Origin of the sequence: Allokutzneria oryzae, assembly GCF_042429765.1 — a bacterium.
Taxonomy (GTDB): Bacteria; Actinomycetota; Actinomycetes; order Mycobacteriales; family Pseudonocardiaceae; genus Allokutzneria; species Allokutzneria oryzae.
Window position 1 is genome coordinate 201,289 of record NZ_JBHLZU010000018.1, and the last position, 24,098, is coordinate 225,386.

The 24,098-nt window shown below is 70.7% G+C and carries 21 protein-coding genes; 13 read left to right on the forward strand and 8 right to left on the reverse strand.

The features are described 5' to 3' along the window. The first annotated feature begins 528 nt into the window (after positions 1-528). The 5 genes from ACFFQA_RS20060 to murQ all read left to right on the forward strand — a co-directional run bounded on the left by ACFFQA_RS20060 (position 529) and on the right by murQ (position 7,753). Positions 529-2,286, forward strand: a complete 1,758-nt coding sequence (locus tag ACFFQA_RS20060; protein WP_377855906.1) for a glycoside hydrolase family 3 protein — start codon at positions 529-531, stop codon at positions 2,284-2,286. 17 nt (positions 2,287-2,303) lie between these two features. After that, the gene (locus ACFFQA_RS20065; protein WP_377854217.1) at positions 2,304-3,587 is read left to right on the forward strand and encodes an exo-beta-N-acetylmuramidase NamZ family protein; all 1,284 of its coding nucleotides are present in this window, start codon (positions 2,304-2,306) and stop codon (positions 3,585-3,587) included. A 9-nt stretch (positions 3,588-3,596) separates the two neighbouring features. Next, entirely contained in the window at positions 3,597-5,342 is a 1,746-nt protein-coding gene (locus ACFFQA_RS20070; protein WP_377854219.1) for a serine hydrolase domain-containing protein, read from the forward strand. A gap of 546 nt (positions 5,343-5,888) precedes the next feature. Continuing rightward, on the forward strand, positions 5,889-6,824 hold the full coding sequence (locus ACFFQA_RS20075; RefSeq protein ID WP_377854222.1) for a MurR/RpiR family transcriptional regulator: 936 nt from the start codon (positions 5,889-5,891) through the stop codon (positions 6,822-6,824). Further along, positions 6,821-7,753 (forward strand): N-acetylmuramic acid 6-phosphate etherase, encoded by a 933-nt coding sequence (gene murQ, locus ACFFQA_RS20080; RefSeq protein WP_377854225.1) that lies wholly within the window; start codon positions 6,821-6,823, stop codon positions 7,751-7,753. The genes ACFFQA_RS20075 and murQ overlap by 4 nt, the downstream gene beginning before the upstream one ends. A gap of 49 nt (positions 7,754-7,802) precedes the next feature. Here the strand turns inward: murQ and ACFFQA_RS20085 are convergent, their stop codons facing one another. Beyond that, positions 7,803-8,507 (reverse strand): oxidoreductase, encoded by a 705-nt coding sequence (locus ACFFQA_RS20085; protein WP_377854228.1) that lies wholly within the window; start codon positions 8,505-8,507, stop codon positions 7,803-7,805. Between the two features lie 142 nt (positions 8,508-8,649). Here ACFFQA_RS20085 and ACFFQA_RS20090 point away from each other — a divergent pair, with 142 nt between their 5' ends. Both ACFFQA_RS20090 and acs read left to right on the forward strand, forming a co-directional pair. After that, on the forward strand, positions 8,650-9,252 hold the full coding sequence (locus tag ACFFQA_RS20090; RefSeq protein ID WP_377854231.1) for a GNAT family N-acetyltransferase: 603 nt from the start codon (positions 8,650-8,652) through the stop codon (positions 9,250-9,252). 110 nt (positions 9,253-9,362) lie between these two features. Further along, a complete protein-coding gene (gene acs, locus ACFFQA_RS20095) occupies positions 9,363-11,348 on the forward strand; it encodes an acetate--CoA ligase (protein ID WP_377854234.1) in 1,986 nt (661 codons plus the stop codon). 192 nt (positions 11,349-11,540) lie between these two features. Here acs and ACFFQA_RS20100 read toward each other — a convergent pair whose 3' ends face one another. Both ACFFQA_RS20100 and ACFFQA_RS20105 read right to left on the reverse strand, forming a co-directional pair. Then, on the reverse strand, positions 11,541-12,176 hold the full coding sequence (locus ACFFQA_RS20100; RefSeq protein ID WP_377854237.1) for a hypothetical protein: 636 nt from the start codon (positions 12,174-12,176) through the stop codon (positions 11,541-11,543). A gap of 72 nt (positions 12,177-12,248) precedes the next feature. Next, positions 12,249-13,028, reverse strand: coding sequence for a sulfite exporter TauE/SafE family protein (locus ACFFQA_RS20105; protein ID WP_377854239.1), 780 nt, complete (start codon positions 13,026-13,028; stop codon positions 12,249-12,251). A 175-nt stretch (positions 13,029-13,203) separates the two neighbouring features. Here ACFFQA_RS20105 and nhaA point away from each other — a divergent pair, with 175 nt between their 5' ends. Next, positions 13,204-14,400, forward strand: a complete 1,197-nt coding sequence (gene nhaA / locus ACFFQA_RS20110) for a Na+/H+ antiporter NhaA (RefSeq protein WP_377854242.1) — start codon at positions 13,204-13,206, stop codon at positions 14,398-14,400. 65 nt (positions 14,401-14,465) lie between these two features. Then, complete coding sequence (locus ACFFQA_RS20115; RefSeq protein ID WP_377854245.1) at positions 14,466-14,969, forward strand: phage holin family protein; 504 nt, start codon at positions 14,466-14,468, stop codon at positions 14,967-14,969. 9 nt (positions 14,970-14,978) lie between these two features. Here ACFFQA_RS20115 and ACFFQA_RS20120 read toward each other — a convergent pair whose 3' ends face one another. From ACFFQA_RS20120 to nth, 4 genes are read right to left on the reverse strand one after another with little or no spacing between them, the layout of a single operon-like run. Beyond that, positions 14,979-16,163 carry a MarP family serine protease gene (locus ACFFQA_RS20120; protein WP_377854247.1) on the reverse strand — a complete coding sequence of 395 codons (1,185 nt, stop codon included), beginning with the start codon at positions 16,161-16,163 and terminating at the stop codon, positions 14,979-14,981. Beyond that, complete coding sequence (locus ACFFQA_RS20125) at positions 16,160-16,855, reverse strand: NUDIX hydrolase (RefSeq protein WP_377854250.1); 696 nt, start codon at positions 16,853-16,855, stop codon at positions 16,160-16,162. Before ACFFQA_RS20125 ends, ACFFQA_RS20120 begins: the two co-directional genes overlap by 4 nt. Next, positions 16,852-17,472 (reverse strand): TlpA family protein disulfide reductase, encoded by a 621-nt coding sequence (locus ACFFQA_RS20130; protein ID WP_377854253.1) that lies wholly within the window; start codon positions 17,470-17,472, stop codon positions 16,852-16,854. The genes ACFFQA_RS20125 and ACFFQA_RS20130 overlap by 4 nt, the downstream gene beginning before the upstream one ends. Then, a complete protein-coding gene (gene nth, locus ACFFQA_RS20135) occupies positions 17,469-18,164 on the reverse strand; it encodes an endonuclease III (protein ID WP_377855909.1) in 696 nt (231 codons plus the stop codon). Before nth ends, ACFFQA_RS20130 begins: the two co-directional genes overlap by 4 nt. A gap of 168 nt (positions 18,165-18,332) precedes the next feature. On the opposite strand from nth, the gene ACFFQA_RS20140 reads away from it, so the two are divergent. The 3 genes from ACFFQA_RS20140 to ACFFQA_RS20150 all read left to right on the forward strand — a co-directional run bounded on the left by ACFFQA_RS20140 (position 18,333) and on the right by ACFFQA_RS20150 (position 21,224). Then, the gene (locus ACFFQA_RS20140) at positions 18,333-18,596 is read left to right on the forward strand and encodes a hypothetical protein (protein ID WP_377854256.1); all 264 of its coding nucleotides are present in this window, start codon (positions 18,333-18,335) and stop codon (positions 18,594-18,596) included. A 236-nt stretch (positions 18,597-18,832) separates the two neighbouring features. After that, complete coding sequence (locus tag ACFFQA_RS20145) at positions 18,833-19,507, forward strand: Crp/Fnr family transcriptional regulator (RefSeq protein ID WP_377854259.1); 675 nt, start codon at positions 18,833-18,835, stop codon at positions 19,505-19,507. A gap of 451 nt (positions 19,508-19,958) precedes the next feature. Continuing rightward, positions 19,959-21,224 carry an MFS transporter gene (locus ACFFQA_RS20150; protein WP_377854262.1) on the forward strand — a complete coding sequence of 422 codons (1,266 nt, stop codon included), beginning with the start codon at positions 19,959-19,961 and terminating at the stop codon, positions 21,222-21,224. Positions 21,225-21,227: 3 nt separating this feature from the next. Here the strand turns inward: ACFFQA_RS20150 and ACFFQA_RS20155 are convergent, their stop codons facing one another. After that, on the reverse strand, positions 21,228-22,691 hold the full coding sequence (locus ACFFQA_RS20155; RefSeq protein ID WP_377854264.1) for a CehA/McbA family metallohydrolase: 1,464 nt from the start codon (positions 22,689-22,691) through the stop codon (positions 21,228-21,230). A gap of 115 nt (positions 22,692-22,806) precedes the next feature. Between ACFFQA_RS20155 and dnaN the strand changes: the two genes are divergently transcribed. Beyond that, complete coding sequence (gene dnaN / locus ACFFQA_RS20160) at positions 22,807-23,916, forward strand: DNA polymerase III subunit beta (protein ID WP_377854267.1); 1,110 nt, start codon at positions 22,807-22,809, stop codon at positions 23,914-23,916. The last annotated feature ends 182 nt before the right edge of the window (positions 23,917-24,098 follow it).

Sequence of the window (24,098 nt, forward strand, 5' to 3'; positions counted from 1 at the left end):
AGATTGGGAACCCACGCGCAGCACGCCGCGGGAGGCATGTCGTCACAGGGCTGCGTACCGGGACGCTGGACGCCGAGCCCTAACCAGGTACGACACGAGATGCACGCTTGGTACCCCGATCCTCCTCGCTGATGGGGCGGCGCCCTCGACGCAAGTCGACGGGCGCCGCCCCCTTTTTTGTCGCGTCTTAGTCGCGCAACCTTCATTCCCTGCCACAGAGGGTGTGCGCGCTGGCACGGTTCGTGAAAGCCTGCACCCCGTCCCGGAGCCCGCTCCGGGGACTGCGCCAGATGCACCAGTGACCGGCACGGCTCGTCCGGCAAGCGGGCGACCAGGGCTCATGTGTTCGTTGCAGGCCCATCACACGCGTTGACCCCCACGATTCCCGTGGGTAACTTGCCGTGTCTATCGGGCATCCAGTTGAGAATTGGCCGCCAGCGATGTCGGGAGGCTCCGTTGCGTCACGTCAAGTCCATCCCCCGCAGGCAAGTCGCGGTGCTGCTGACAGCAGCCCTCGCCACCGCCACCATGGGTGCCTTCCCGGCGGCCGCCGCCCCGGAGGCTCCCGTGCAGAACGCGGAGGCGGCCACGATGACCGCGGCGGCAAGCGCGCTCCGCGGCATGACGCTGGAGCAGAAGGTCGGCCAGCTCTTCGTCGCCAACGTCTACGGCAAGACGGCCGACACCCCCCACCCGAAGAACCGCGAGGAGTTCGGCGTCGACACCGCTGCGGAGGTGGTCAAGCGCTACCACCTCGGCGGGGTCATCTACTTCTCGTGGACCGACAGCTTCCACAACACGCGGCAGGTCGCCGAGCTCTCCAACGGCCTTCAGCGCGCCGCGGTGAGCTCCGGGAACCTGCCGCTGCTCGTCAGCACCGACCAGGAGCAGGGCGTGGTGACCCGGTTCGGGCCGCCGGCCACCCAGTTCCCCGGCAGCATGGCGCTGGGCGCGACCCGGTCCACCGAGAACGCCCGCAAGGCCGCCGAGATCACCGGCAGGGAGCTGCGGGCGGTCGGCATCAACCAGAACTTCGCGCCGGACGCGGACGTCAACGTCAACCCGGCCAACCCGGTCATCGGCGTGCGGTCGTTCTCCTCGGACCCCAAGCTCGTCTCCGACATGGTCACCGCGCAGGTGCAGGGCTACCAGGGCGGTCTGCCGACGCAGGGCGTCTCGGCCAACGTCAAGCACTTCCCCGGCCACGGCGACACCGACGTGGACAGCCACTACGGCCTCCCGGTCATCAACCACACCCCCGAGCAGTGGGCGCAGCTGGACGCCCCGCCGTTCCGCGCGGCCATCGCCAAGGGCGTGGACTCGATCATGACGGCGCACATCGTGGTGCCGAAGCTGGACGACTCCGGCGAACCGTCGACGTTGTCCTCCAAGGTGATCACCGGGATGCTGCGCGGCGAGCTGGGCTTCCGCGGCGTGGTCTACACCGACTCGCTGCGGATGGAGGGCGCGCGCAAGAAGCACCCGGACGACCGGCTGCCCGTGCTCGCGCTGAAGGCGGGCGTCGACGTCCTGCTGATGCCGCAGTACCTGGACGTCGCGATCAAGAGCGTGATCAACGCGGTGCGCACCGGTGAGCTGACCGAGCAGCGCATCGACGAGAGCGTGCTGCGCATCCTGCTGATGAAGCTCAAGCGCGGCATCCTGACCACGCCGTTCGTCGACCCGGCGGCGGCGGAGAAGACCGTCGGCAGCAAGGCGAACCAAGCCGCCGCGCAGAAGGTCACCGACGCAACGGTGACCGCCGTCCGCAACGACGACAAGCTGCTGCCGATGCGCACCAAGCCCGGCAAGGTGCTGGTCACCGGCTGGAGCGACCCCGCGGCGACGTGGGGCACCGCGAGCACGCAGACGCTCGCCAAGCAGCTCAGCGCGCGGGGTGTCGCCACAACCGCGCTGACCACGGGACTCAAGCCGACTCCGCAGGCGATCGACTCCGCGGTCGCCGCGGCCGGGCAGAACGACGCCGTGATCGTGCTGACCAACCGCGCGGCCAAGGAGCCGACGCAGCAGCAGCTGCTCACCAAGCTCGCGTCGACGGGCAAGCCGGTCATCGCGGTCGCGGTGCGCGACCCCTACGACGCCGCGCACGTCGACGCCGTGAAGACGTGGCTGAACACCTACTCCTTCAGCGCGGGCTCGATGGAGTCCGTCGCCAAGGTCGTGCTCGGCGAGCTCTCCCCCAAGGGCAAGCTGCCGGTCAGCGTGCCCAGCGCCGGCGACCCGACCGTCGTCCGGTTCCCGTTCGGCCACGGCCTGACCTGGTAGCGGAGGAATTGTCCACAATGGATGGTCTGAACAGGCGCAGGTTCCTCACCGCGAGCGCGCTGGCGGCCCCCGCGCTGGGCATTGGCGTGGGCACGGCCGCGGCGCAGCCCGAGGCCGAGGCTTTCGGCGGGCACCGCAGGGTGCTGACGGGAGCCGACCAGCTCGCCGCGGGTGACTGGCGGATGCTGGCGGGCAAGAAGGTCGGCGTGGTCACCAACCCGACCGGCGTGCTCTCCGACATGCGGCACATCGTCGACGCGATGGCCGACAGCAAAAAGGTCAACGTGGTCGGCATCTTCGGACCCGAGCACGGTTTCCGCGGCACCGCGCAGGCAGGTGGCTCCGAAGGCGAGTTCGACGACCCGCGCACCGGGTTGCGGGTCTACGACGCCTACGGCATCAACGCGGCCAAGCTCGCCGAGCTGTACAAGAAGGCCGGTGTGGACACCGTGGTCTTCGACATCTGCGACGCGGGTGTGCGGTTCTACACCTACATCTGGATGCTCTACACCGCGATGCACGCCGCGGTGCTGGCCACCAACGTCTCGGTCATCGTGCTGGACCGGCCGAACCCGATCGGCGGCCAAGCGTACGGTCCGCAGCTGGACCCGAAGCACTCCTCCGGTGTCGGCCGCAAGCCCATCGCGATGCGCCACGGCATGACCATGGGTGAGCTCGCGCGGCTCTACAACGACACGTTCCTGCCGCAGGAGACCGGTTCCAGGGTCGCGAAGCTGGACGTCGTCGAGGTGCGCGGCTGGCGGCGGGACACGCTGTTCGACGACACCGGACTGCTGTGGATCCCGCCCAGCCCCAACGTCCCCACGCCGGAGACCGTCCTCGCGTACCCGGGGACCTGCCTGTTCGAGGGCACCCTGTGGTCGGAGGGGCGGGGCACCACGCGGCCGTTCGAGATCATCGGCGCGCCGAAGGTGGACTGGCGGTGGGCCGAGAAGCTCAACGGCTACCGGATGCCCGGTGTGACCTTCCGGGAGACCTACTTCCAGCCGACCTTCAACAAGCACGTCGGTGTGAACTGCGGCGGCGTGCAGCTGATGATCACCGACCCGCGCCGCTTCGACCCGATCCGGGCCGGGGTGGCGATGCTGGTGGAGGCCAAGCGGCTGTACCCGGGCCTGTTCGCGTGGCGCACCGACAACTTCATCGCGAAGCTGTGGGGCACCGACCGGCTCAAGGACATGATCGAGCGCGGTGCGGGCGTCGACGAGATCGTCGGCTCCTACCAGGCCGAACAGGCCGAGTTCCGCAAGCACCGCGCCCCGTACCTGCTCTACCGGTGAGAGGGTGACATGCGTTCCCCAGCACTGACCTGTGTTGCCCTGCTCACCGGACTGGCCGTGCTCGGCGGCACCGCGTCGGCCGCCCCGGAGGGTTCCTCCTTCGGCTCGGCCGGGCGGTTCGACCGCCCGCACAGCGGCTTCGCTCCACAGTGGACGAAGTTGCGCGACGGCAGCCCGGAGCAGGTCGGACTCGACCGCGCGCCGATCGACGCCGCATGGAGCCAACTGCGGTCCTGGACGGAGAAACAGGGCACGACCAACCCGCTCTACGCGGGCGCGGTCGGCGTCCTGGTGCACGACGGCGTCGTCGTCAGCAAGGGCGCGACCGGGTACGCCCTGCGCTACGCCGACGACAAGGGCACCGAGCTGCCGAAGGACCAGTGGGTGCCGATGGGCGCCGACACGATCTTCGACATGGCCTCGATCTCCAAGCTGTTCACCACCACGGTGGTGATGCAGCAGGTCGAGCGCGGCCGGATCGACCTGGACCGCACGGTCGCCAGCTACCTGCCCGCCTTCGCCGCCAACGGCAAGGAGGGCATCAAGGTCCGGCAGCTGCTCACCCACACCACCGGTATGCAGCCGTTCATCCCGCTGTGGCGGGACTGGCCGGACAAGGCGTCGCGGATCAAGGCGACGCTGGAGTCCAAGCTCCAGCAGCCGCCGAACTCCGCCTACATCTACTCCGACCTCAACCTGATCACGCTGGCGGTGCTGGCCGAGCAGGTCACCGGCTCGCCGCTGGACGTGCTGGTGCGCAAGGGGGTCACCGAGCCGCTGGGCATGACCGACACCGGCTACAACCCGCCGAAGGAGAAGCTGCACCGCGTCGCGGCGACGGAGTTCGAGGCGGTGCCCCCGCGCGGCATGGTCCGCGGCGAGGTGCACGACGAGAACGCGTGGTCGCTGGGCGGGGTCGCCGGGCACGCCGGGGTGTTCTCCACGGCGCGGGACATGACCGTGTTCGGGCAGATGGTGCTCAACGGCGGCAGCTACGGCGGCAAGCGCGTGCTGCGGCCGGACACGCTGCGGGACATGCTGGTCAACTACATCCCGCAGTTCGCGCCGAACCAGCGCGGGCTGGGCTTCGAGCTCAACCAGCACTGGTACATGGACGGCCTGGCCGGGTACCGCACGGCAGGGCACACCGGCTTCACCGGCACCTCGCTGGTGATCGACCCGACCTCGCGGTCGATCGCGGTGCTGCTCACCAACCGGGTGCACCCGACCCGCAACTGGGGCTCGAACAACCCGGCACGGCGGGCCTTCGCCAGGGGACTGGCGCAGGCGATGGCCGTGAAGCCGTTGGAGGGCAGGGACTCGTGGTTCTCCGGGGTCGGTGACGCGCGCAACGCGACGCTGACCAGCCCGGTGCTCTCCGGGGCACGGGCGGTGACCTTCGAGGCGTTCGTGGACACCGAGCCGGAGCTGGACAAGCTGACCGTGGAGTCCAGCGTGGACGGCGGCGCGAGCTGGCAGCCGGTGGGGCTGCGGGCCGACGGCAGGGGCGCCCCGGACGGCACGCAGGAGGCGCTCAGCGGCAGCGGGCACCGCTCGTGGTGGAGCGTCCGCGCCGAGCTGCCGGCGGCGAAGGACGTGACGCTGCGGTGGCGCTACAGCACCGACGCGCAGGCGTCCGGGCGCGGCGTCTACCTCGACGGGATCCGGGTATGGGGTTCCGATGGGCTGCTGCTCGACGGTGAGCACCAGCCGCAGCGCCTCACGGCGGACGGGTGGTCAGCCGCTCGCCGATGACGGTCGGCGGGGGCCTTTCCCCCACCTCGACGAGGTGAAAGGCCCCTGTCGGCACCTGCCACGAAGCCCCATCTCCACCAGCGCGGGAGATGGGGCTTCGTGCCGTTGTCACCCGCTCGGGCAGCGTCACCCGCTCGGGCGCCGCGGCGATGACGCGTTCGTCACATCTGGTGGCCACCGGGTCGCGGTCAGCGGGTAACGATTCGGCCTCGCGCAAGGCGCAGACAGATGAATCTTCTACGTATTCTTCGTGAGCTGGACCGATCCGGAACAAACGTTGTCAACTGCGTTGCCGGTGCATGAGAGGGCTCCCAACCGGATGAGCCGGCACGCCTCCTACCAGCCTCATGCCTGGCCCCCATTAAGTTGAACGTGCTACAACCTGTCGTCCGAACGAAGGACACCGGAAAGCACTTTGCCTTTCCCGAACGGCGCAAGTTCTTCATCAACAGCCCTGCACAGCTGAGTTATGGTGGCGGAGCAGTCTCCGCGACAAGGACTCCGCCTGGGGTTGATCTGCAACCTACTTGTTAGTAAGTTTCCGACATGGCCTCAGAGAACGGCGTAGCTATGGACACCGGCGAAGCAAGCCCCCTCGTTCGGATCCGTTCACTGTTCCCGGGCCTGGCCCGCGCGGAACAGCGGGTCGCCCAGGTGGTGCTGGCGGATCCCGCGACGGTCGCCCATCGCAGCATCACCGAGGTGGCAGAGCAGGCCGGTACCAGTGAAACGACGGTGACCCGGTTCTGCAAGGCGATCGGCGTAGGCGGTTACCCGGATCTGCGCATCGCGCTTGCCGCCGACACGGCGCGGACGGCCGCGCGCGCGGACCGCGACCTCGGCAGTGACATCGGCCCCGGCGACGACCTGCGGGCGGTCGTGAACAAGGTCGCCTTCTCCGACGCCCGCGCGGTCGAGGAGACCGCCGACCAGATCGACATCGCCGAGCTGGAGCGCGTTGTCGAGGCCATGGCCATCGCACGCAGGGTCGACGTCTACGGCGTCGGCGCGAGCGCGTTCGTCGCCATGGACCTCCAGCAGAAGCTGCACCGCATCGGCCGCACCTCCTTCGCGTGGAGCGACACGCACATCGCGTTGACCTCGGCCGCCGTGCTCACCGAGGGCGACGTCGCCGTCGGCATCACCCACAGCGGCGCCACCTCGGACACCATCGAGGCGCTGCGGGTCGCGCGCAGCAGGGGCGCGATCACCGTCGCCCTGACCAACTTCCCGCGCTCGCCGGTCACCGAGGTCTCCGACTACGTGCTGACCACCGCCGCGCGCGAGACCACCTTCCGCTCCGGCGCCACCGCGAGCCGGATCGCCCAGCTGACCGTGATCGACTGCCTGTTCGTCGGTATCGCCCAGCGACACCACGACTCGGCGACCACGGCCCTGGAGGCCACCTACGAGGCGGTGAGCGGACACCGCCTCGGACCGCGGCCGGACGGCCGCCGTCGCCAACGGGAGTCGGGAAAATGACAGTGCCTAGTCCTCGCCCGGCGGTCCAGGTCGATGCTCCCACCGAGCGCCGCAACCCGCGCACGCTGGACATCGACCTGCTGCCGACGCAGGAGATCCTGCAACTGATCAACAACGAGGACCGGACGGTCCCGGACGCGGTCGCGGCCACCCTGCCGCAGCTCGCGCGGGCCGTGGACTTCGCCGTCGCCGCGCTGCGCGGCGGCGGGCGCGTGCACTACGTCGGCGCGGGCACCTCCGGCCGGCTGGCGACGCTGGACGCGGCCGAGCTCTCGCCGACGTTCAACGCGCCGCACGACTGGTTCCTCGCCCACCACGCGGGCGGCAGCGCCGCGCTGGTGAAGGCCGTGGAGAACGCCGAGGACAACGACGAGGCGGGCGCGGCGGTCATCCGCGAGCACGCCGTCGCCGGTGACTTCGTGCTCGGCCTGGCGGCCTCCGGCCGGACGCCGTTCGTCCTGGGCGCGCTCGCCGAGGCCAGACGGATCGGCGCGCACACCGGCTTCGTCTCCTCCAACCCGGCGACCGCGTCGCTGGTGGACGTGGACGTGGTGATCGCGCTGGAGACCGGCCCCGAGGCGATCGCGGGCTCGACCCGGATGAAGGCGGGCACGGCGCAGAAGCTCGTGCTGACCTCGTTCTCCACCGCTGTGATGATCAAGCTGGGCCGCACGTACTCGAACCTGATGGTCAGCATGCGGGCCACCAACGCGAAGCTGCGCGGGCGGAACGTGACGATCCTGCGCGAGGCGACCGGGCTCGGCGAGCAGGAGTGCTCCGACGCGCTGCTGGCCGCCGACGGCGACGTGAAGGTGGCGCTGGTCTGCCTTCTGTCCGGTGTGGACAGTGCGCAGGCCGCGCTGGCGCTCAACGAGACCGACGGTCACGTGCGCGACGCGCTGGTGACCCTGGGCGCCGCGACCACCTGAGAGCTCCCGCGTCGGCCCCGGACCTCGGCGAGGTCCGGGGCCGTTGTCGTCAGGACTCCAGCGCCGCGTCGGCGATGCTCTTGCCTTCGCGCGCCCCGGATTCCAGGGACGCGCAGCAGAACAGGATCCACTCGCCGACGCCCTCGGGGGTGCCGCCCGCGAAGCCGCTGACCGCCTTGCGGTACTCCTCCGGCTTGCGCATCCACTGCACCTCCGGGACCGCGAGGCCCTTGGGGTCCAGGCCGGTCGCGATGGCCGTGAGCCTGCCCGCGGCCCGTGCGACAACGCCGTCGGCCGTGCCGAAGGCGTCCAGCGCGAGCAGCTCGCCGTGCACCACGGCGACCAGCACCGGGCCCGGGACCTCGGTGCCGCCCGCGACCAGCTGGGCGAGCAGGTCGAGCCGGGTGGAGGTCTCGGCGTCACCCTTGGGCCTGCCGAGCGCGTCGGACTGGGCGATCGGCACCAGGTCCGCGGCGGCGAGCACGTGCAGCCGGGCGAGGGCCTGCAAGGGCGCGCGCTGCCAGGTGGTGAGGAGTAAACCGACGGACTCGGCCACGCGCAGGGAGCCGGCGAGCACGGGGTCGCTCACCTCTCCCCCTGCCGGGATCTCCGCGCTGCCACCGTCGAGGACCGCCGAGGCCCGCGCGGCACGTACCGACGCCTCGGCGGCGGTGGTCGGCCAGCCCTTGCGGTTGGCCGGGTGCCGGTGCAGCTCGTCGATCGCCTCCCTGGCGGCTTTCACGGCCTCGGACACCCGAGGCAGGTCGAGTAGCGGACGCAGTGGGTCAGCGACCAAGGCACTCACGAGACGGGGACGTTACCGCCAGCAGTGGCCTAGCGCGATCGTCGCGATGTGGACGTTCCCCCTTCGGTGGCTTGATACCTACCTTCGGGTTGTGACTGTTGACAGCAGGTGGTGGGAGCAGCCGGTCCTGATCGGCCGCCACGTCCGGCTCGAACCGTTGACCCTGGAGCACGCCGAGGGGCTGCACGCGGCGGGCGAGGACCCGGAGATCTGGCGCTGGCTGAGCTGGCGCCAGCCCGCGGACCTGGCGGGCACCCGGAAGATCATCGAGTCCGGCGTCGCCGACCGGGAGCGGGGCGTCCGGCTGCCGTGGGCGCAGATCGACCAGCGCACCGGCGAGGTGGCCGGAACGACCTCGTTCTACGAGATCGTGCCCGCGCACGGCGGCATCGCGATCGGCTACACCTGGATCGGCGCGCCCTGGCAGCGGACCGCGCTGAACACCGAGGCCAAGTTGTTGTTGCTGGGCCGGGCTTTCGAGACGCTCGGCGCGCACCGGGTCACCTGGCACACCGACATCAACAACCACCGTTCGCAGCAGGCCATCACCCGGCTCGGCGCGCTGCGCGAAGGCGTGCACCGGCACCACCGGGTCCGCCCGGACGGTTCGCTGCGGGACACCGTCACCTTCTCGATGATCGCCGAGGAGTGGCCGGGCGCTCGCGCACGGTTGTCGGAACGGCTGACCCGCTAGCCCGGAGTGGTCTGGACCACAGACGCCCGGCTGTTTTCGTGAGCTGGATCGCACTACGGTCGAACGTGAACACGAATGTGAAGCGTTCGACGATCAGGAGGTCCAGCACGATGACCCCGCCGAGCAACGAAGCCGGACAGAGCGCGAACGCTCTGGACAACCTGCTCACAGAGAGTCGGACGTTCCCGCCCAGCGCGGAGTTCGCGGACAAGGCGAACGCGAAAGCCGACCTGGCGGAGCGGGCGGCCGCCGACCGGGACGCCTTCTGGGCCGAGCAGGCCAGGCGGCTGAGCTGGACCGCGGAGTGGGACCAGGTGCTGGACTGGTCGGGCGCCCCGTTCGCGAAGTGGTTCGTCGGCGGGAAGCTCAACGTCGCCTACAACTGCGTCGACCGGCACGTCGAGGACGGTCACGGCGAGCAGGTGGCGATCCACTGGGAGGGTGAGCCCGGCGACTCCCGCACCATCACCTACGCCGACCTCAAGGACGAGGTGAGCAGGACGGCCAACGCGCTCTCCTCGCTCGGCCTGGTCGCCGGTGACCGCGTGGCGATCTACATGCCGATGGTGCCCGAGGCGATCTACTCGATGCTCGCGTGCGCGCGGCTCGGCCTGACCCACAGCGTGGTCTTCGCCGGGTTCTCCGCGGAGGCGCTGCGCTCGCGGATCGACGACGCCGAGGCCAAGCTGGTGATCACCACCGACGGCCAGTACCGCAGGGGCAAGCCCGCCCCGCTCAAGGCCGCCGTGGACGAGGCCGTCGCGCAGACACCGACCATCCAGAAGGTGTTGGTGGTCAAGCGGACCGACACCGAGGTCGAGTGGACCGAGGGCCGCGACGTCTGGTGGCACGACGTGGTCGCCGACCAGTCGACCGAGCACACGCCGGAGTCCTTCGACGCCGAGCACCCGCTGTTCATCCTCTACACGTCGGGCACGACCGGGAGACCCAAGGGCATCCTGCACACCTCCGGCGGCTACCTGACCCAGGCCGCCTACACCCACCACAACGTCTTCGACCACAAGGCGGGCCAGGACGTCTACTGGTGCACCGCCGACATCGGCTGGGTCACCGGGCACTCCTACATCGTCTACGGCCCGTTGGCCAACCGCGCGACGCAGGTCGTCTACGAGGGCACGCCGAACACCCCGAACGAGGGCCGCCACTGGGAGATCGTGCAGAAGTACAAGGTCTCCATCTACTACACGGCGCCCACGCTGATCCGCACGTTCATGAAGTGGGGCGCGGACATCCCCGCCGGGTACGACCTGTCCTCGCTGCGGGTGCTCGGCAGCGTCGGCGAGCCGATCAACCCCGAGGCGTGGATGTGGTACCGCGAGCACGTCGGCGCCAACCGCTGCCCCATCGTGGACACCTGGTGGCAGACCGAGACGGGTGCGATCATGATCGCCCCGTTGCCCGGGGTCACCGCGTGCAAGCCGGGCTCGGCCATGGGCCCGCTGCCGGGCATCGGCGCGAAGGTCGTCGACGAGGCGGGCGTCGCGGTCGGCAAGGGCGGCGGCGGGTACCTGGTGCTCGACCAGCCGTGGCCGGCGATGCTGCGCGGCATCTGGGGCGATGAGGAGCGCTTCCGCGACACCTACTGGTCCCGCTTCGCCGACCAGGGCTTCTACTTCGCCGGTGACGGTGCGAAGTACGACGACGACGGCGCGATCTGGCTGCTCGGCCGGGTCGACGACGTGATGAACGTGTCCGGCCACCGGATCTCCACCACCGAGGTGGAGTCGGCGCTGGTCTCGCACGCGAAGGTGGCCGAGGCCGCGGTGGTCGGCGCGACCGACCCGACGACCGGCCAGGGCATCGTCGCGTTCGTGATCCTGCGCGGCGGCGTCGAGGCGGGCGATGACGTGGTCAAGGAGCTGCGCGACCACGTGGCCAAGGAGATCGGCCCGATCGCCAAGCCCAGGCAGATCATGGTCGTCCCCGAGCTGCCGAAGACCCGCTCCGGCAAGATCATGCGGCGGCTGCTGCGCGATGTCGCGGAGAACCGGCAGATCGGTGACGTGACCACGCTCGCCGACTCGACGGTGATGGACCTGATCAGCTCGGGCCTGAACAAGGGCTCGGAGGACTAGTCGCTGTCCTGCGAGTCGTCCCATTGCCCCGAGGCGGCCCCACCCCCGTGCACGCGTGGTCGGTGTTTTCGCGTTTTGTAGCCTTATTGCGCGAAAGAGCGCTCTCATTTCGCGTTAAGGCTACAAAACGCGAAATGAGGGGCACGACGGACGATGGGCCCGCCGACCAGCGTCGGCGGGCCCGTTTCCTTGTCAGAGCCGGGGAAGGTGCCTGCGGAAGTGCTCCTGCACCTCGTCGGCGACGCCACCCGCGTCGACCCGGCCGTCCACTGTGATCACCCGGAAACCGCACAGCCGCGCCGACCGCACCACGTCGTCGGCGAGCAGGCGGTCCCTGGCGACGCGGTTGGCCTGCGCGAGAACGGGGTCGCTCACCTCGGCGGTCAGGCGCCGAGCCCGGTCGAGCTCGCGCAGCTGCCGCTGCCGGAACTCCTCCGATGGCACCAGGAACACCGCCTCGTCCGGCGCGGAGACCTTGGCGGACACCAGCTCCGGCCGCAGCCCCCAGCCCTCGGCGATCAGCGGCCGCCCGCAGGACAGCGCGCGCAGGTCGTCGAGGACCATCTCGAAGCGCTCGGCGAAGTCACGCAGGCACTCCGCGGCCATCCGCACGGGTGATCGGCGCACCCACCTCTCGTCGGGATCGGCTTGGGCGAACGCGTGCCGGTGCGGGAACCGGCTCGCGTCGGCCAGTGCTCGGTCGTAGTGGCCCCTGGAGTCGTGGAAGTCGTAGTGATAGGCGGTCAGTCCGAATCGTTCGACGAGTATCCGGGCGGTCGTGGACTTGCCAGCCCACTGCGCCCCACCAATCCACAGCACTGTCCCCATGGGAGAAAGTGTGGAAACCCGAAAGAAGAAGAACAAGCCTTGTTCTTTTTTGAAATAGATTATAAGCTGGTTCTACACGGACCCGAAAAAGCCCCGAAGGTCTTGCCATACCGCACTCAAACCCACTGCTAGCAGCAGAAATGCCAGCAGGATGTCGGAGAGCGCGTGGTCCATGAACACAGCGAACTGGCTTGCCACCACGGTTGCCACGACACCGCTGAAGCCGATCCACAACGCGTCCCGCAACGATCCGTTTCCTTTTTGGGCATTTCGGTAGCCACCGAGGATCGAAGTCGGTATTATCACGAGAAGTGAGGTTCCCTTGGCCAGCGCGGCGGGCAGCGAGAACCCCAGCTGCATGATCGGCACCAGCACGGTCCCACCACCGATCCCGGTCAGCCCGGACAGCAGCCCCACGGCCACTCCCACCGGCAGCAGCAACGCCAGCGTCCAGATGCCGTGGCTCGCCACGCCGAGCGTCTCGCCGGGGGCCATCCACAGCCGCACGGCGGTGCCGGTGGCGATCACCGCGAACAGCCATCTCAGCGCGAGGAGCGGAGCCCTGCTGAGCAGTGCGGCGCCCAGCCAGGCCCCGGCCAGCGAGCCGAGCACCAGGGGAACCGCGACGACGAGGTCGACCTCGTGGTGCAGCGCGTAGCTGACCGCCCCGGCGACAGCGAGCGGGCCGAGCGCGATCAGCGAGGTGGCCACCGCCTGCCGATGGTCCCTGCGGCACCAGGCCACCAGCGCGGGCACGACGAGCACTCCCCCGCCGACGCCGAACAAGCCGGACAGCGCGCCCGCGACGGTGCCGATGACGGCCAGCCTGCCTGCCTGGAAGCGCTCGGTCACAGCCTGCACCCTAGGTGCGACACACCCCACGACGTGCATGAACCTACTCACACGCTGTGATGTGGTTGCGCTAACGATTTTCAGGTTCCCGAAATCGCCGTTAAGATTGCGCATAGGTGAGCCGGGAAGTCTGGTCGGCAGGCGTACAGCCGTCCCCAGACCAAGGAGCACGATCTTGTCGCGAGCCCGCCGCGCCACCACCGTCCTGCCGGATCTGGCCCGTTACCTCCGTACCGAGACCGTGGGCGGCATCGTCCTCCTGGTCGCCACCGCCATCGCGCTGCTGTGGGCGAACTCCCCCTGGGACGAGGCGTACCGCTGGCTGCGGGACTGGCGGATCGGGCCGGAAGCGCTGCACCTCAACCTCACCGTCGGGGAGTGGGCCAAGGACGGACTGCTCGCGCTGTTCTTCTTCGTCGCGGGGCTGGAGCTCAAGCGCGAGCTGGTCGTCGGCGAGCTGTCCGACCGCAAGGCCGCCACCCTGCCGGTGATCGCCGCGCTCGGCGGGATGCTGGTGCCCGCGGGCATCGCGCTCGCGGTGAGCTGGGGCGCCCCCGGCTCGGCGCAGGCGTGGGCGATCCCGGTGGCCACCGACATCGCCTTCGCGCTCGGCGTGCTAGCGATCACCGGATCCGGGCTGCCGAACAGCGCGCGGATCTTCCTGCTGAGCCTGGCCGTGGTGGACGACCTCGGCGCGATCCTGGTGATCGCGGTGCTGTTCACCAGCACCTTCAACCTCCTGGCGTTCGCCGTGGCTGGCGCGCTGCTGGCGCTGTACTGGTACCTCCAGCGGCGCAGGGTGACATCGGCGTGGATCTACGTCCCGCTGGCCGTCGCGGTGTGGGTCGCGGTCCACTCCGCCGGTGTGCACGCGACGATCGCCGGGGTCGCGCTCGGCCTGCTCACCCGCGTCAAGCGCGACCGGTACGAGCCCGAGGCGCCCGCCGTGCGCCTGGAGCACCGGCTCCAGCCCTGGTCGGCCGGCCTGGCCGTTCCGGTGTTCGCGCTGTTCGCCGCGGGTGTGCCGGTCGGGGCCGACGCGCTGTCCGCGCTCACAACCGACCGCGTCGCGCTCGCGGTGATCGCCGGGCTCGTCGTCGGCAAGCTGGTCGGGATCTTCGGCTTCTCGCTGCTGTCGGTGAAGCTCGGTCTCGCCGCCAAACCCCGAGACCTGGCGTGGCGGGACATGGCGGCCGTGTCGATGCTCGGCGGCGTCGGCTTCACGGTGAGCCTGCTGATCGCCGAGCTGGCCCTGCCGAGGGAGATCGCCGAGCTGGCCAAGGCCGCGGTGCTGGTCGCCTCCGCCGCCGCGGCGCTGCTGGCGGCGGCGATGCTGATCAGGAGGAGCAGGGCGCACCGCGCTCCTACATGATCATCTCCGGGCGTGACATGCCAGGGTGGACGGCCAGCACGCCGGTGTCGGGGACGCATGGCACGATGACCGTCGTGACCAGCGCCCAGCACAACGGCAACGGCAGCGGCGCCGAGCTGCCGCCCGTCGCGTCCATCCCGCTGACCGACGACAGCGCCAGCACCGCGGCGGAGCAGTCCATCGGCGGACTGGTCCGCGAGGCCACCACACACGTCTCCACGCTGATCAGGGCCGAGCTCGAACTCGCCAAGATCGAGCTCAAGGACGAGGTGCGCAAGGGCCTCAAGGGCAGCGTGTACTTCATCCTCGCGCTCGCCATCCTGGTCTTCAGCCTGTTCTTCCTGTTCTTCTTCCTCGGTGAGCTGCTCTCGGTCTGGCTGTACCGGTGGGCCGCGTTCGGCATCGTCTTCCTGCTGATGCTGGCGGGAGCGGGCCTGTTCGGGCTGATGGGCTACCGCAAGGTGAGCAAGATCCGCGCGCCGGAGCGCACCATCCGCACGATGCGCGAGAACGCCTCGATCGCACGTCGCTCGCACGACGAGGAGCCCGAGGTCCCCGCCAAGTACTGACCTCCGGGGTCAGTTGGCGCACGTGCCGGTGGAGACCCGGCTGTGCAGCCTCGGGGCCGAGGCCAGCTCGTCGGCCACTTCCTTCGCCGTGAGCACGAAGCCCGTCTCGTGGTCGTCGACGGCCGCTCCGAAGACGACACCCAGGACGCGGCCGCTCGGGTCGATGAGCGGGCCGCCGGAGTTTCCGCTGCGGACCTTCGCCCGGACCGTGTAGACGTCGCGGATCACGGTCTTCGCCCCGTAGATGTCCGGTCCGCGCAGGTTGATGCGGTCGCGAACCCGAGCCGCGGACGGGGTGTACGGGCCGTCCAGCGGGTAGCCGACGACCACCCCGTCCTGTCCGGGCCTGGCGTCGGTGGCCGCCCACGGCAGCACCGGAGCGCTCAGGTCCGGCACGTCCAGGATCGCCACGTCGGTCTGCGGGTCGTAGAGCACCACGGTGGCCTCGAAGTCACCTCGGCCGACCTCGATGGTGACCTTGTCGGTGCCCGCGACCACGTGCGCGTTGGTCATGACGCGCTGCGGCGCGATCACGAAGCCGGTGCCTTCGAGCGCCCGCGAGCAGGACGACGCCCTGCCGCGGACCTTGAGCACGCTGGAGCGCACGCGCTGCACGACCGGATCGGTCTGCAACGCCAGGTCCGGCGGTCCCACCTCGGCGCGCGGGGTCGATGCGAACGGGTCCAGCGCAGCCGGGAAGCCCGACGAGTCCAGCAGCTGCCGCAGCGACCCCGGCAGGCTCTGCGCGGAGGGCGGCATCACGTCGTCGACGACGCCGAGCACCGTGGAGCGCTTGACCGCCGAGGACAGGCTGGGCAGGCCGGCCGCCGAGGTCAGCGGCACCGCGAGCAGCCAGGCGACCACGAAGACCACCGCGCTCATGGTGATCGCACCGAGGCTGTTGTCCACGACCGTGAGGCGGCTGGCGTTCAGCTTCTCCTTGATCGGCCTGCCGACCCACACGCCGAGCATCTCGCCGAGCGCGATCATCAGCACCACCAGCGCGACGCCGATGGCGACCCGAGTCGTGACGTCGGCGAAGTTGGCCACCAGCATCGGGGCCAGCCACAGACCGAGCATCGCGCCCGCGAGCACCCCGGCGACCGAGCAGATGGAGACCACCATGCCCTGTCGCGCTCCGGAGACGGCAGCGAGGACAGCGAGCAGCACAATCAGCAGATCGACCCAGTTCACGTCTGTTCCTTCGCGCTCGTGGGCGTCTCGGTGGCCCGCCAAGCCTCGTCGAGGTCGCGGACGTCCTTGCGGTTCCACGGGCGTTCCCAGCCGCCCATCGCCAGCACGCCGGTCAGCAGCCACGCCGTGAAGCCCCACACCAGCATCCCCGGAACCAGGAACGCCGGCCCCCGGTAGCCGCGATGTGCCACGGTGCAGCGGTTGGCAGGGTCGGCGAGGTGCGCGAGCGGCACCCGAGCCACGGCCGCGGTCTCGTTGAGGTCGACCGCGGTGATCGGGCTCGGCTCGACCCAGTGCGCGAGCACCGGGCTGACCAGGAAACCCGTCGGTGTCAGGTAGAGCTCGGGCAGCAACGCGACGGGCCGGACGCCCTCCGGCAGCACTCCGGTCTCCTCGACCGCCTCCCGGAGCGCGGCGGCGACCGGGCCGTCGTCCTCGGGGTCGATGGTGCCACCGGGGAAGGCGACCTGACCCGCGTGCGAGTTCAGCGTGTCCGCGCGGCGCAGCAGCAGCACGTCCGGGCCGTCGGTGCCCTCGCCGAGCAGGATCAGCACGGCGGCGGGGCGGCCCGACCCGTCCGCGGGCGGCTTGACGCGCTCAAGCGCCTTCTTGTCCACAGTGGTCGCGGCGAGCAGCAGGGGCCGCATCCACTCCGGGACGTCGTCCTGGCCGACCAGTGCTCCCGGCTTCATCCGAGCCGCCTCAGGTAGTCCTCGACTGTCGTCCGCACCTGTTCCGGCGAGGTGAACACCACCGCCGGGTTGATCCGCTCGATCCTGCCGGAGGCACTGACCACGTAGGACGTGGGCATCACGGGTGGCTTCAGCGCGGCCATGGCCTTCTCCTGGCCGGTGTCGACGACCGAGGGAATGCGTGAGTTCAACGCGGCGAGCATCTCCAGTCCGTCCGCCTCGGAGCTCCTGACCTGCACACCCAGCACGCCGACCGCGCCGGGCGATGCCGCGTAGGCCGCCAGCGCTGGCAGCTCCTCCCGGCACGGCGTGCACCAGGTCGCCCAGACGTTGACCAGGGCAGGCCTCCCGGCGAGCGCGGCTCCGAGGTCGATCCGACCGCCGTCGGCCATGCACGTCACCTGGACCCCGGACAGCTCGGCCACCGGCGCGGCGCCCTCCTTGGCAGTTGGGCACGCCGGTAACGCCGCCTTCGTCCGCGCCGCGACGATGTCGGCGGACGGCGTGCCGGGCGAGTCCCCGTCCGCGGAGCCGCGCGGCCAGATCGCGATGATCCCGGCGACGCCGAGCACCACCACGACGACCAGCCACCGCACCGCCTGTCCGCGTTCGCTCACCGGGCGGCCCCGCCGTCGGCGACCAGGGCGAGCAGGTGCTCGGTCTCCGGGCCGCGCACGAGCTTGGCCGCCTCGACGAAGCCGGTCGGCCCCTCCCCGAAGGAGGGGCAGTCCTTGGCGAGCACGCACGCGCCGCACGCGGGCTTGCGGGCGTGGCAGACGCGGCGGCCGTGGAAGATCACCCGGTGCGAGAGCATGGTCCAGTCCTTGCGCGGGATCAGCTCGCCGACCGCGTGCTCGACCTTCACCGGGTCTTCGAGCTCCGTCCAGCCCCACCGCCGCACCAGGCGGCCGAAGTGGGTGTCCACGGTGATGCCCGGCACCCCGAACGCCTCGCCGAGGATCACGTTGGCGGTCTTGCGGCCGACTCCCGGCAGCGTCACCAGGTCCTTGAGCCTGCCGGGCAGCTCGCCGTCGAAGCGCTCCACCAGCGCGGCGCCCAGCCCCATCAGCGCGGTGGCCTTGTTGCGGAAGAAGCCGGTCGGCCGGATCAGCTCCTCCAGCTCGGCCCGGTCCGCGCCCGCGTAGTCGGCGGCCGTGCGGTAGCGGGCGAACAGCGCCGGGGTGACCTCGTTGACCCGCTTGTCGGTGCACTGGGCGGAGAGGATCACCGCGACCGCGAGGTCGAGGGGCGTGCCGAAGTCGAGCTCGCAGTGGGCGTCGGGAAAGGCCGCCTCCAGGCTGCGGAGCATCCGCCGCGCCCGCCGCACGAGGCCGAGTCTTGTCTCCGCCGGGGAAGGTGATCTGCCTGGCTTCTGGCGGGTCTGCGCTGGCACCCCTCCAGCGTACGGGTGACAACGGCGGTGGAACCGACCCCGGATGCGCGGACGGGAGCGAGGTGTTGGAGGATCGGACCCACTATGACTGCATGGCTCGTAGTAGTGGTCCCACTCATCGTGATGTTCTTCGCGCTGTTCATGGAGCGCGTTGAAGCTCGGCTCCGGCACGTGGCGGTGCAGGAGGACGAGGTCGAGGAGTTCCTGGAGAAGGCGCGGCCGGACGAGGTCCGCGCGCTCTACGGCCACGGCATCGGCCGTGCCCTTGAGCTGTTCCGGCGCAGGCGCCGCGTCGGCGGGACGGCCCGTCCCCCGCGCAAGCCGCGCCGCACCCGCAGCCGGGTCTGATCCCCGGCGCGGTCCGACCGCTCGGCGACATCCGGTTTTTCACCCCGTCGCCGCTGGTCAGGTCGTCATTCAACAGACCGGTCAGTCGTCTGATCGGTTTCAACCGGCGAGCCGAACAGATCATTGCCGAAGACGGCCTAGACTGCTCGGAGTGATCGGCGGCACGTGGCCGAAGACCGCACTCCTGCGGTACTGGCCGCTCACGTGAACCGTCGCGTCTCAACAGGAGGGACGAGGTGGACGAGACCCTGGCCCGCGCGGGCATTTTCCAGGGCGTTGAACCGGCTGCTGCCGAGGCGCTCGCGAGTTCGTTGGAAATGGTGGAGTTCCCGCGCGGTCACGTCATCTTCGCGGAAGGTGAGCCCGGTGACCGGCTGTACATCATCCAGTCGGGCAAGGTGAAGGTCGGCCGGAAATCGCCGGACGGCCGCGAGAACCTGCTGTCCATCATGGGCCCCTCGGACATGTTCGGCGAGCTGTCGATCTTCGACCCCGGACCGAGGACCTCGACCGCGAGCGCGGTGACCGAGGTGCGCGCGCTGACGATGGACCGCCCGGCGCTGCGCGAGTGGATCAACAAGCGGCCGGAGATCGCGGAGCAGCTGCTGCGCGTGCTGGCCCGCAGACTCCGCCGCACCAACAACATGCTGGCCGACCTGATCTTCACCGACGTCCCGGGCCGGGTGGCGCGCGCGCTGCTGCAGTTCGCCCAGCGCTTCGGTTCGCAGGAGGCCGGTCTGCTGCGGGTCACCCACGACCTGACCCAGGAGGAGATCGCCCAGTACGTCGGCGCCTCCCGGGAGACCGTGAACAAGGCGCTCGCCGACTTCGCGCACCGCGGCTGGCTGCGCCTGGAAGGCAAGAGCGTGCTGATCCTGGACCCGGAGCGACTGGCCCGGCGGGCTCGCTAGGGCCTTCGCGGCCACGGGCCGCGATCGTCAAGACCCGGACATACGACAAGGAGGCCGGGCGCCGCCCCCGACGCGGCGCACCGGCCTCCTTGCGTGTGCGCGACCCGTCCCCCGACCGGCCACGCTTTTCCCGACCTCCGACGCCCGGCCCCGACCCGTCAACGTCGAAGGAGGTCTGGTGCTTCTTGAGGCGAAGCAACTACGAGCAATTGTGGTCCATCGGTGTAACGCGGCCGATACCAGCCCGGCCCAGGTGCTCACCATGGCCCCGAAGTGCCCTTTTACTCAATTGCTTTCACCCTCAAGGACGTCAGCGGGGGCCTGTTCGTTGTCCAGGTTCACCCATACATCCCAACGTTGTTATCAAATTGAAACATAAATCCGGTCGCGGTGAGCAACGCCACCGCTCATTACTGGTACATGCGTACCAGAGTGCTGCATACTGGTACGCGTGTCCCAGAATGCCTCCGTCGCCGCCTACCGCGAGGCGCTGACCGCGCCCGGCGCGCGCGGTCCCGTACTGACGTCCCTGCTCGCCCGCCTGCCCGTTGCCATGGTCGGTATCGCCCTGCTGTTCTACGTGCAACGGGTCAGCGGCTCCTACGCCGCGGCCGGGCTGGTCTCCGCGGGCGCGCTCGTCGGTGTCGCGTTCGGCTCTGTCGTGCAGGGCAGGCTGGTGGACCGGATCGGCCCGACCCGGGTGCTGCTGGTGGCCTCCGCGCTGTTCAGCGCGATGGTGACCGCCGAGATCGTCGCGATCGAGTCGCACGCGCCGGTCTGGCTGCTGACGGTGCTCGCGCTCGCGCTGGGCACCAGCCAGCCGATGGTCGGCTCCGCGTCGAGGTCGTTGTGGACCAGGCTGCTGCCGCCCGGCCCCGCCAGGCAGGCCGCCTACTCCTACGAGGCGATCAGCATGGAGGTCTTCTTCATCCTCGGGCCCGGCCTCGCCGGCCTGTTCACGGCGCTGCCGTGGGCGGGCACGGGCGTCCTGCTCGGCGCGGTCTGCGAGGTCGTCGGCGCCACCGGCTTCGCGCTGACCCGCACGGTGCGCGCCTGGCGCCCGCGCCGCGACGAGCGGGCAGGCGTCGGAGTGCTCGGCGCGCTCAGCACCCCCGGCATGCGCACGGTGGCCATCGCCGCGCTCGGCTTCGGCGTGACCATCGGCTTCGTCGAGGTCGCGGTGCCCGCGGCCGCCACGCAGGCGGGACACGGCGCGCTGGGCGGAGTGCTGCTGAGCATCTGGTCGGTCAGCTCGGTGATCTTCGGGGTGCTCTACGGCACCCGCCCCTGGCCGCGGCCGATGTACCTGCGGCTGCCGGTGCTGCTCGGCGGTTTCTCCGTGCTGGTGACGCTGCTGTCGATCCCGACGACGCTGGTCGGCCTCGCCGTCGCGCTGTTCGTGGTCGGCACCCTGATCACCCCGCAGGCGATGACGCACTCGGCGGCGATCGAGGAGGTCGCGCTGCCCGGCACCGCCACCGAGGCGTTCGGCTGGGTGATCACCTCGGTCACGGTCGGCCTCGCCTTCGGCCAGTCGCTGAGCGGCCAGCTCGTCGAGCTGTTCGGCCCCCCGGCCGCGTTCCTCGCCTCGGCCACCTTCGGCCTGCTGATCGCGAGCGTGGTGTGGCTGCGGCGGCACACGGTGCGCGACGGCAGGCAGTGGATGGAGAACGCGGCCAGCTGCACGCGCGACGAGGTCGAGCTCGCCGGGCGCTGACGCCTAGCGACGGCCCAGGAACACGGGGTTGGTCATGGCCACCATCGTGTCCGGGGTCGTCGCCGTCGGCACCGGCCTGCGCACCTCGGCCCGCACCCAGGCAGCCGTGGTCGTCCAGCGGACCTCGGTGCGACCGCTGTCAGGGACCCGGGCGGTGTGCGCGACGCCGGTCGGCGTGATCAGCCGGACCTCGCAGCCCGGAACCCCGGAGACGTCGAGCTCGATCCGCGCCTCGGCCACCCGCAGCCGATCGCCGATGCCCGCTTCCCGCCTGCCCGCGACGGCCTTCATGGCGAGGTCAACGCGGGCGGACTCGGCGAGCCAGGACCGGCCCGCCGCGACTCCGGCCAGGATCGCGCGGGTGTCGAGACCGTCGGCGAGCACCACCGTGTGCGGCAGCCCGACGGGCTGAGGCTCGCGGTGCGCGTCGCTCGCGCCGATCGCGGGCACCCACCTGCCCGCGCGCAGCAGAGCGTCCCAGAGCCGGACCGAGCCCTCGTCGTCCTGGGTCCAGTCGCCGTTCCACACCTCGATCGCGTCGACGTGGTCGTAGCCGAACTCCCACGAGCAGCCCACGAACGGGCAGTGCGGATGCGCCGCGACGACGAGGCCACCGACGGAGCGGACCCGCCGGGCGAAGCGGTCGAACGCGCCCGGCTCGGAATGCCGGTAGCGCCAGTCGACCCAGTAGCCGGGCGGCAGCCCGAGCGCGGGCCAGTGCCCGGAGCGCGTGGTGATCTCCTCGCCGTTGATGATCAACAGGTCCGGGCGGGCGTGGTCGCCCCAGCGCAGGCTCGCGGAGCTGGTGTTGTGCTCGGTGGAGACGAAGAAGTCCAGCCCGGCGGCGCGCGCGGCGGCGACCAGCTCGGCGGGTGTGCGTCTGCCGTCGGAGTGCACGGTGTGCAGGTGGCAGTCGCCGCGGTACCAGGCTCGGCCACGCCCCTCCGCGTGTTGCGGAGCCGGGTTCGGCCTCGCGGGTCTGCCCGGCGCACCGAACCGGAGGGTGACGTCGACCTGGTAGTTCATCCCCTGCGGCGCGACCGTGTACGGCCCGAGGACCACGTGCCAGGTGCCCGCGTCGATCGGTCCGGGCAGGTAGCCGGGAGTCGCGTCGGACGCGCTGATGGTGAAGCGGTCACGGGCGCCGCCGGACCAGCCGCGGAAGCCGCGGTGGTCACCGAGCCCGTGGCCCTCGGGGCCGAAGATCCCGATGTCGAGGGCGTTGCCGTTGGCGCCCGGCGGCACCGAGGGCTTGTCGTAGCGGTAGACGACCTCGATCTCGCGCACCCCGCGCGGCACCTCGACCGGCAGGTAGACCCAGTCCGGCGCGCCCGGCTCGAACCGGCCGGTGATCGTCTTCGTCCGGTCGTCGGCCTCGGTCGCGAACGCGACGGCGGGCAGGAAGAGGCTCGCCGCCCCCGCGAGCACCACCGACCGCCTGGTCACCCGGTTCGCGCAGTCGCACATGCGCCGAAGGCTAGGCAGCGGAACGTGAACAGCACACCGCGATCGGGATGAAGCCCGCTGAGCCGGAAACGTCGGCAGGCGGTCACTGTCAGGGGGCTGTCGTAGCGTCCGCACCATGAGCCTGGACCTCACCGCGGACACCTCCGTCCTCGCCGCCGCCGTCGCCGACGCCGCACGGCTGCTGCCGGTCAAGGGCATCGACCCGCTGCTGACAGGTCTGCTGCTGAGCGGCCTCGACGACGAGGTGGTGCTCTCCGGGACCGACCGCGAGAACTCGATCCGCCTGCGCCGCAACGCTTTCGTGCACACCGACGGTCAGGTGCTCGTCCCGGCGAAGCCGCTGGCGGACACCCTCGGCGCGCTGGAGGAGCCGGAGGTCCGGCTGGTGGTCGAAGGCAGCAGGCTGGCGATCCGCACGCCGGGCGGACGCTTCGCGCTGCCGCTGATGGACGGCGAGCTGCACCCGGGGGTCGGCGCGCTCCCCGCCGCGGTCGGCCAGGTGAACGCCGCCGAGCTGATCGCGCTGGTCGGCAAGGTGGCCTCGGCCGCGTCCAGGGACGACGCGCTGCCGTTGTTCACCGGGGTCCACGTGCAGGGGCGCGGGGACCGGCTGGCGCTGGTGGCCACCGACCGCTACCGGATGGCGATCGGTGACCTGCCGTGGCGGCCGGAGGGCGAACTGGACGTCCTGGTGCCCGCGCCGCTGCTGGCCGAGGTCGCCAAGCAGGCGCGGGCGGCCGAGGTGATCACCGTGCACGCCGACGGCACCCGCTTCGGGCTGAGCTGGCCGGGCACCCAGCTCGGCACGGTGCTGCTGGCCTCGCCGTACCCCGACGAGTCCCGGCACACCGACGCGCCGGTCGACGCGGTGGTGGAGGTGGACGGCGACGCGCTGGCGGGCGCGGTCCGCCGGGTCGCTCCGTACGCGGGGCCCCGCGCCGTGGTCACGGTGGAGGTCGGCGACACCGAGCTGCGGATCAGGGCGGCCGACCCGCAGAACGGCGAAGCCGAGGAGACGGTGAAGGCGACCGTGGACGGCGACCGGTTCACCCACGGCTACCAGGCGCGCTACCTGGCCGACGCGCTGCGGGTGTTCGGCCCTGCCCGGCTCCGCATGAGCATGCGCCACGGCATGCGTTCGACCGTGCTCGCCGTGTCCGACTTCAACCCGGAGGAGGCGAACCTGCGCTATGTCGTGATGCCGATCCGCATGCCCACCGGCTGAGTCGCCCGGCGTTCGACGAGCACGGCGGCCAACGTGATCACCAACGCGGACAGTCCGCGGAGGACGCTCGCGGCCGACCGGCCGACCAGGGTCAGCGCGCCCGCGGTGACCAGTCCGGCAGCGCCGTGCGCCGATGCCGGGCGTGCGCGCCGCTTCGCGGTAGCTGTTACCAGTCGTATTGT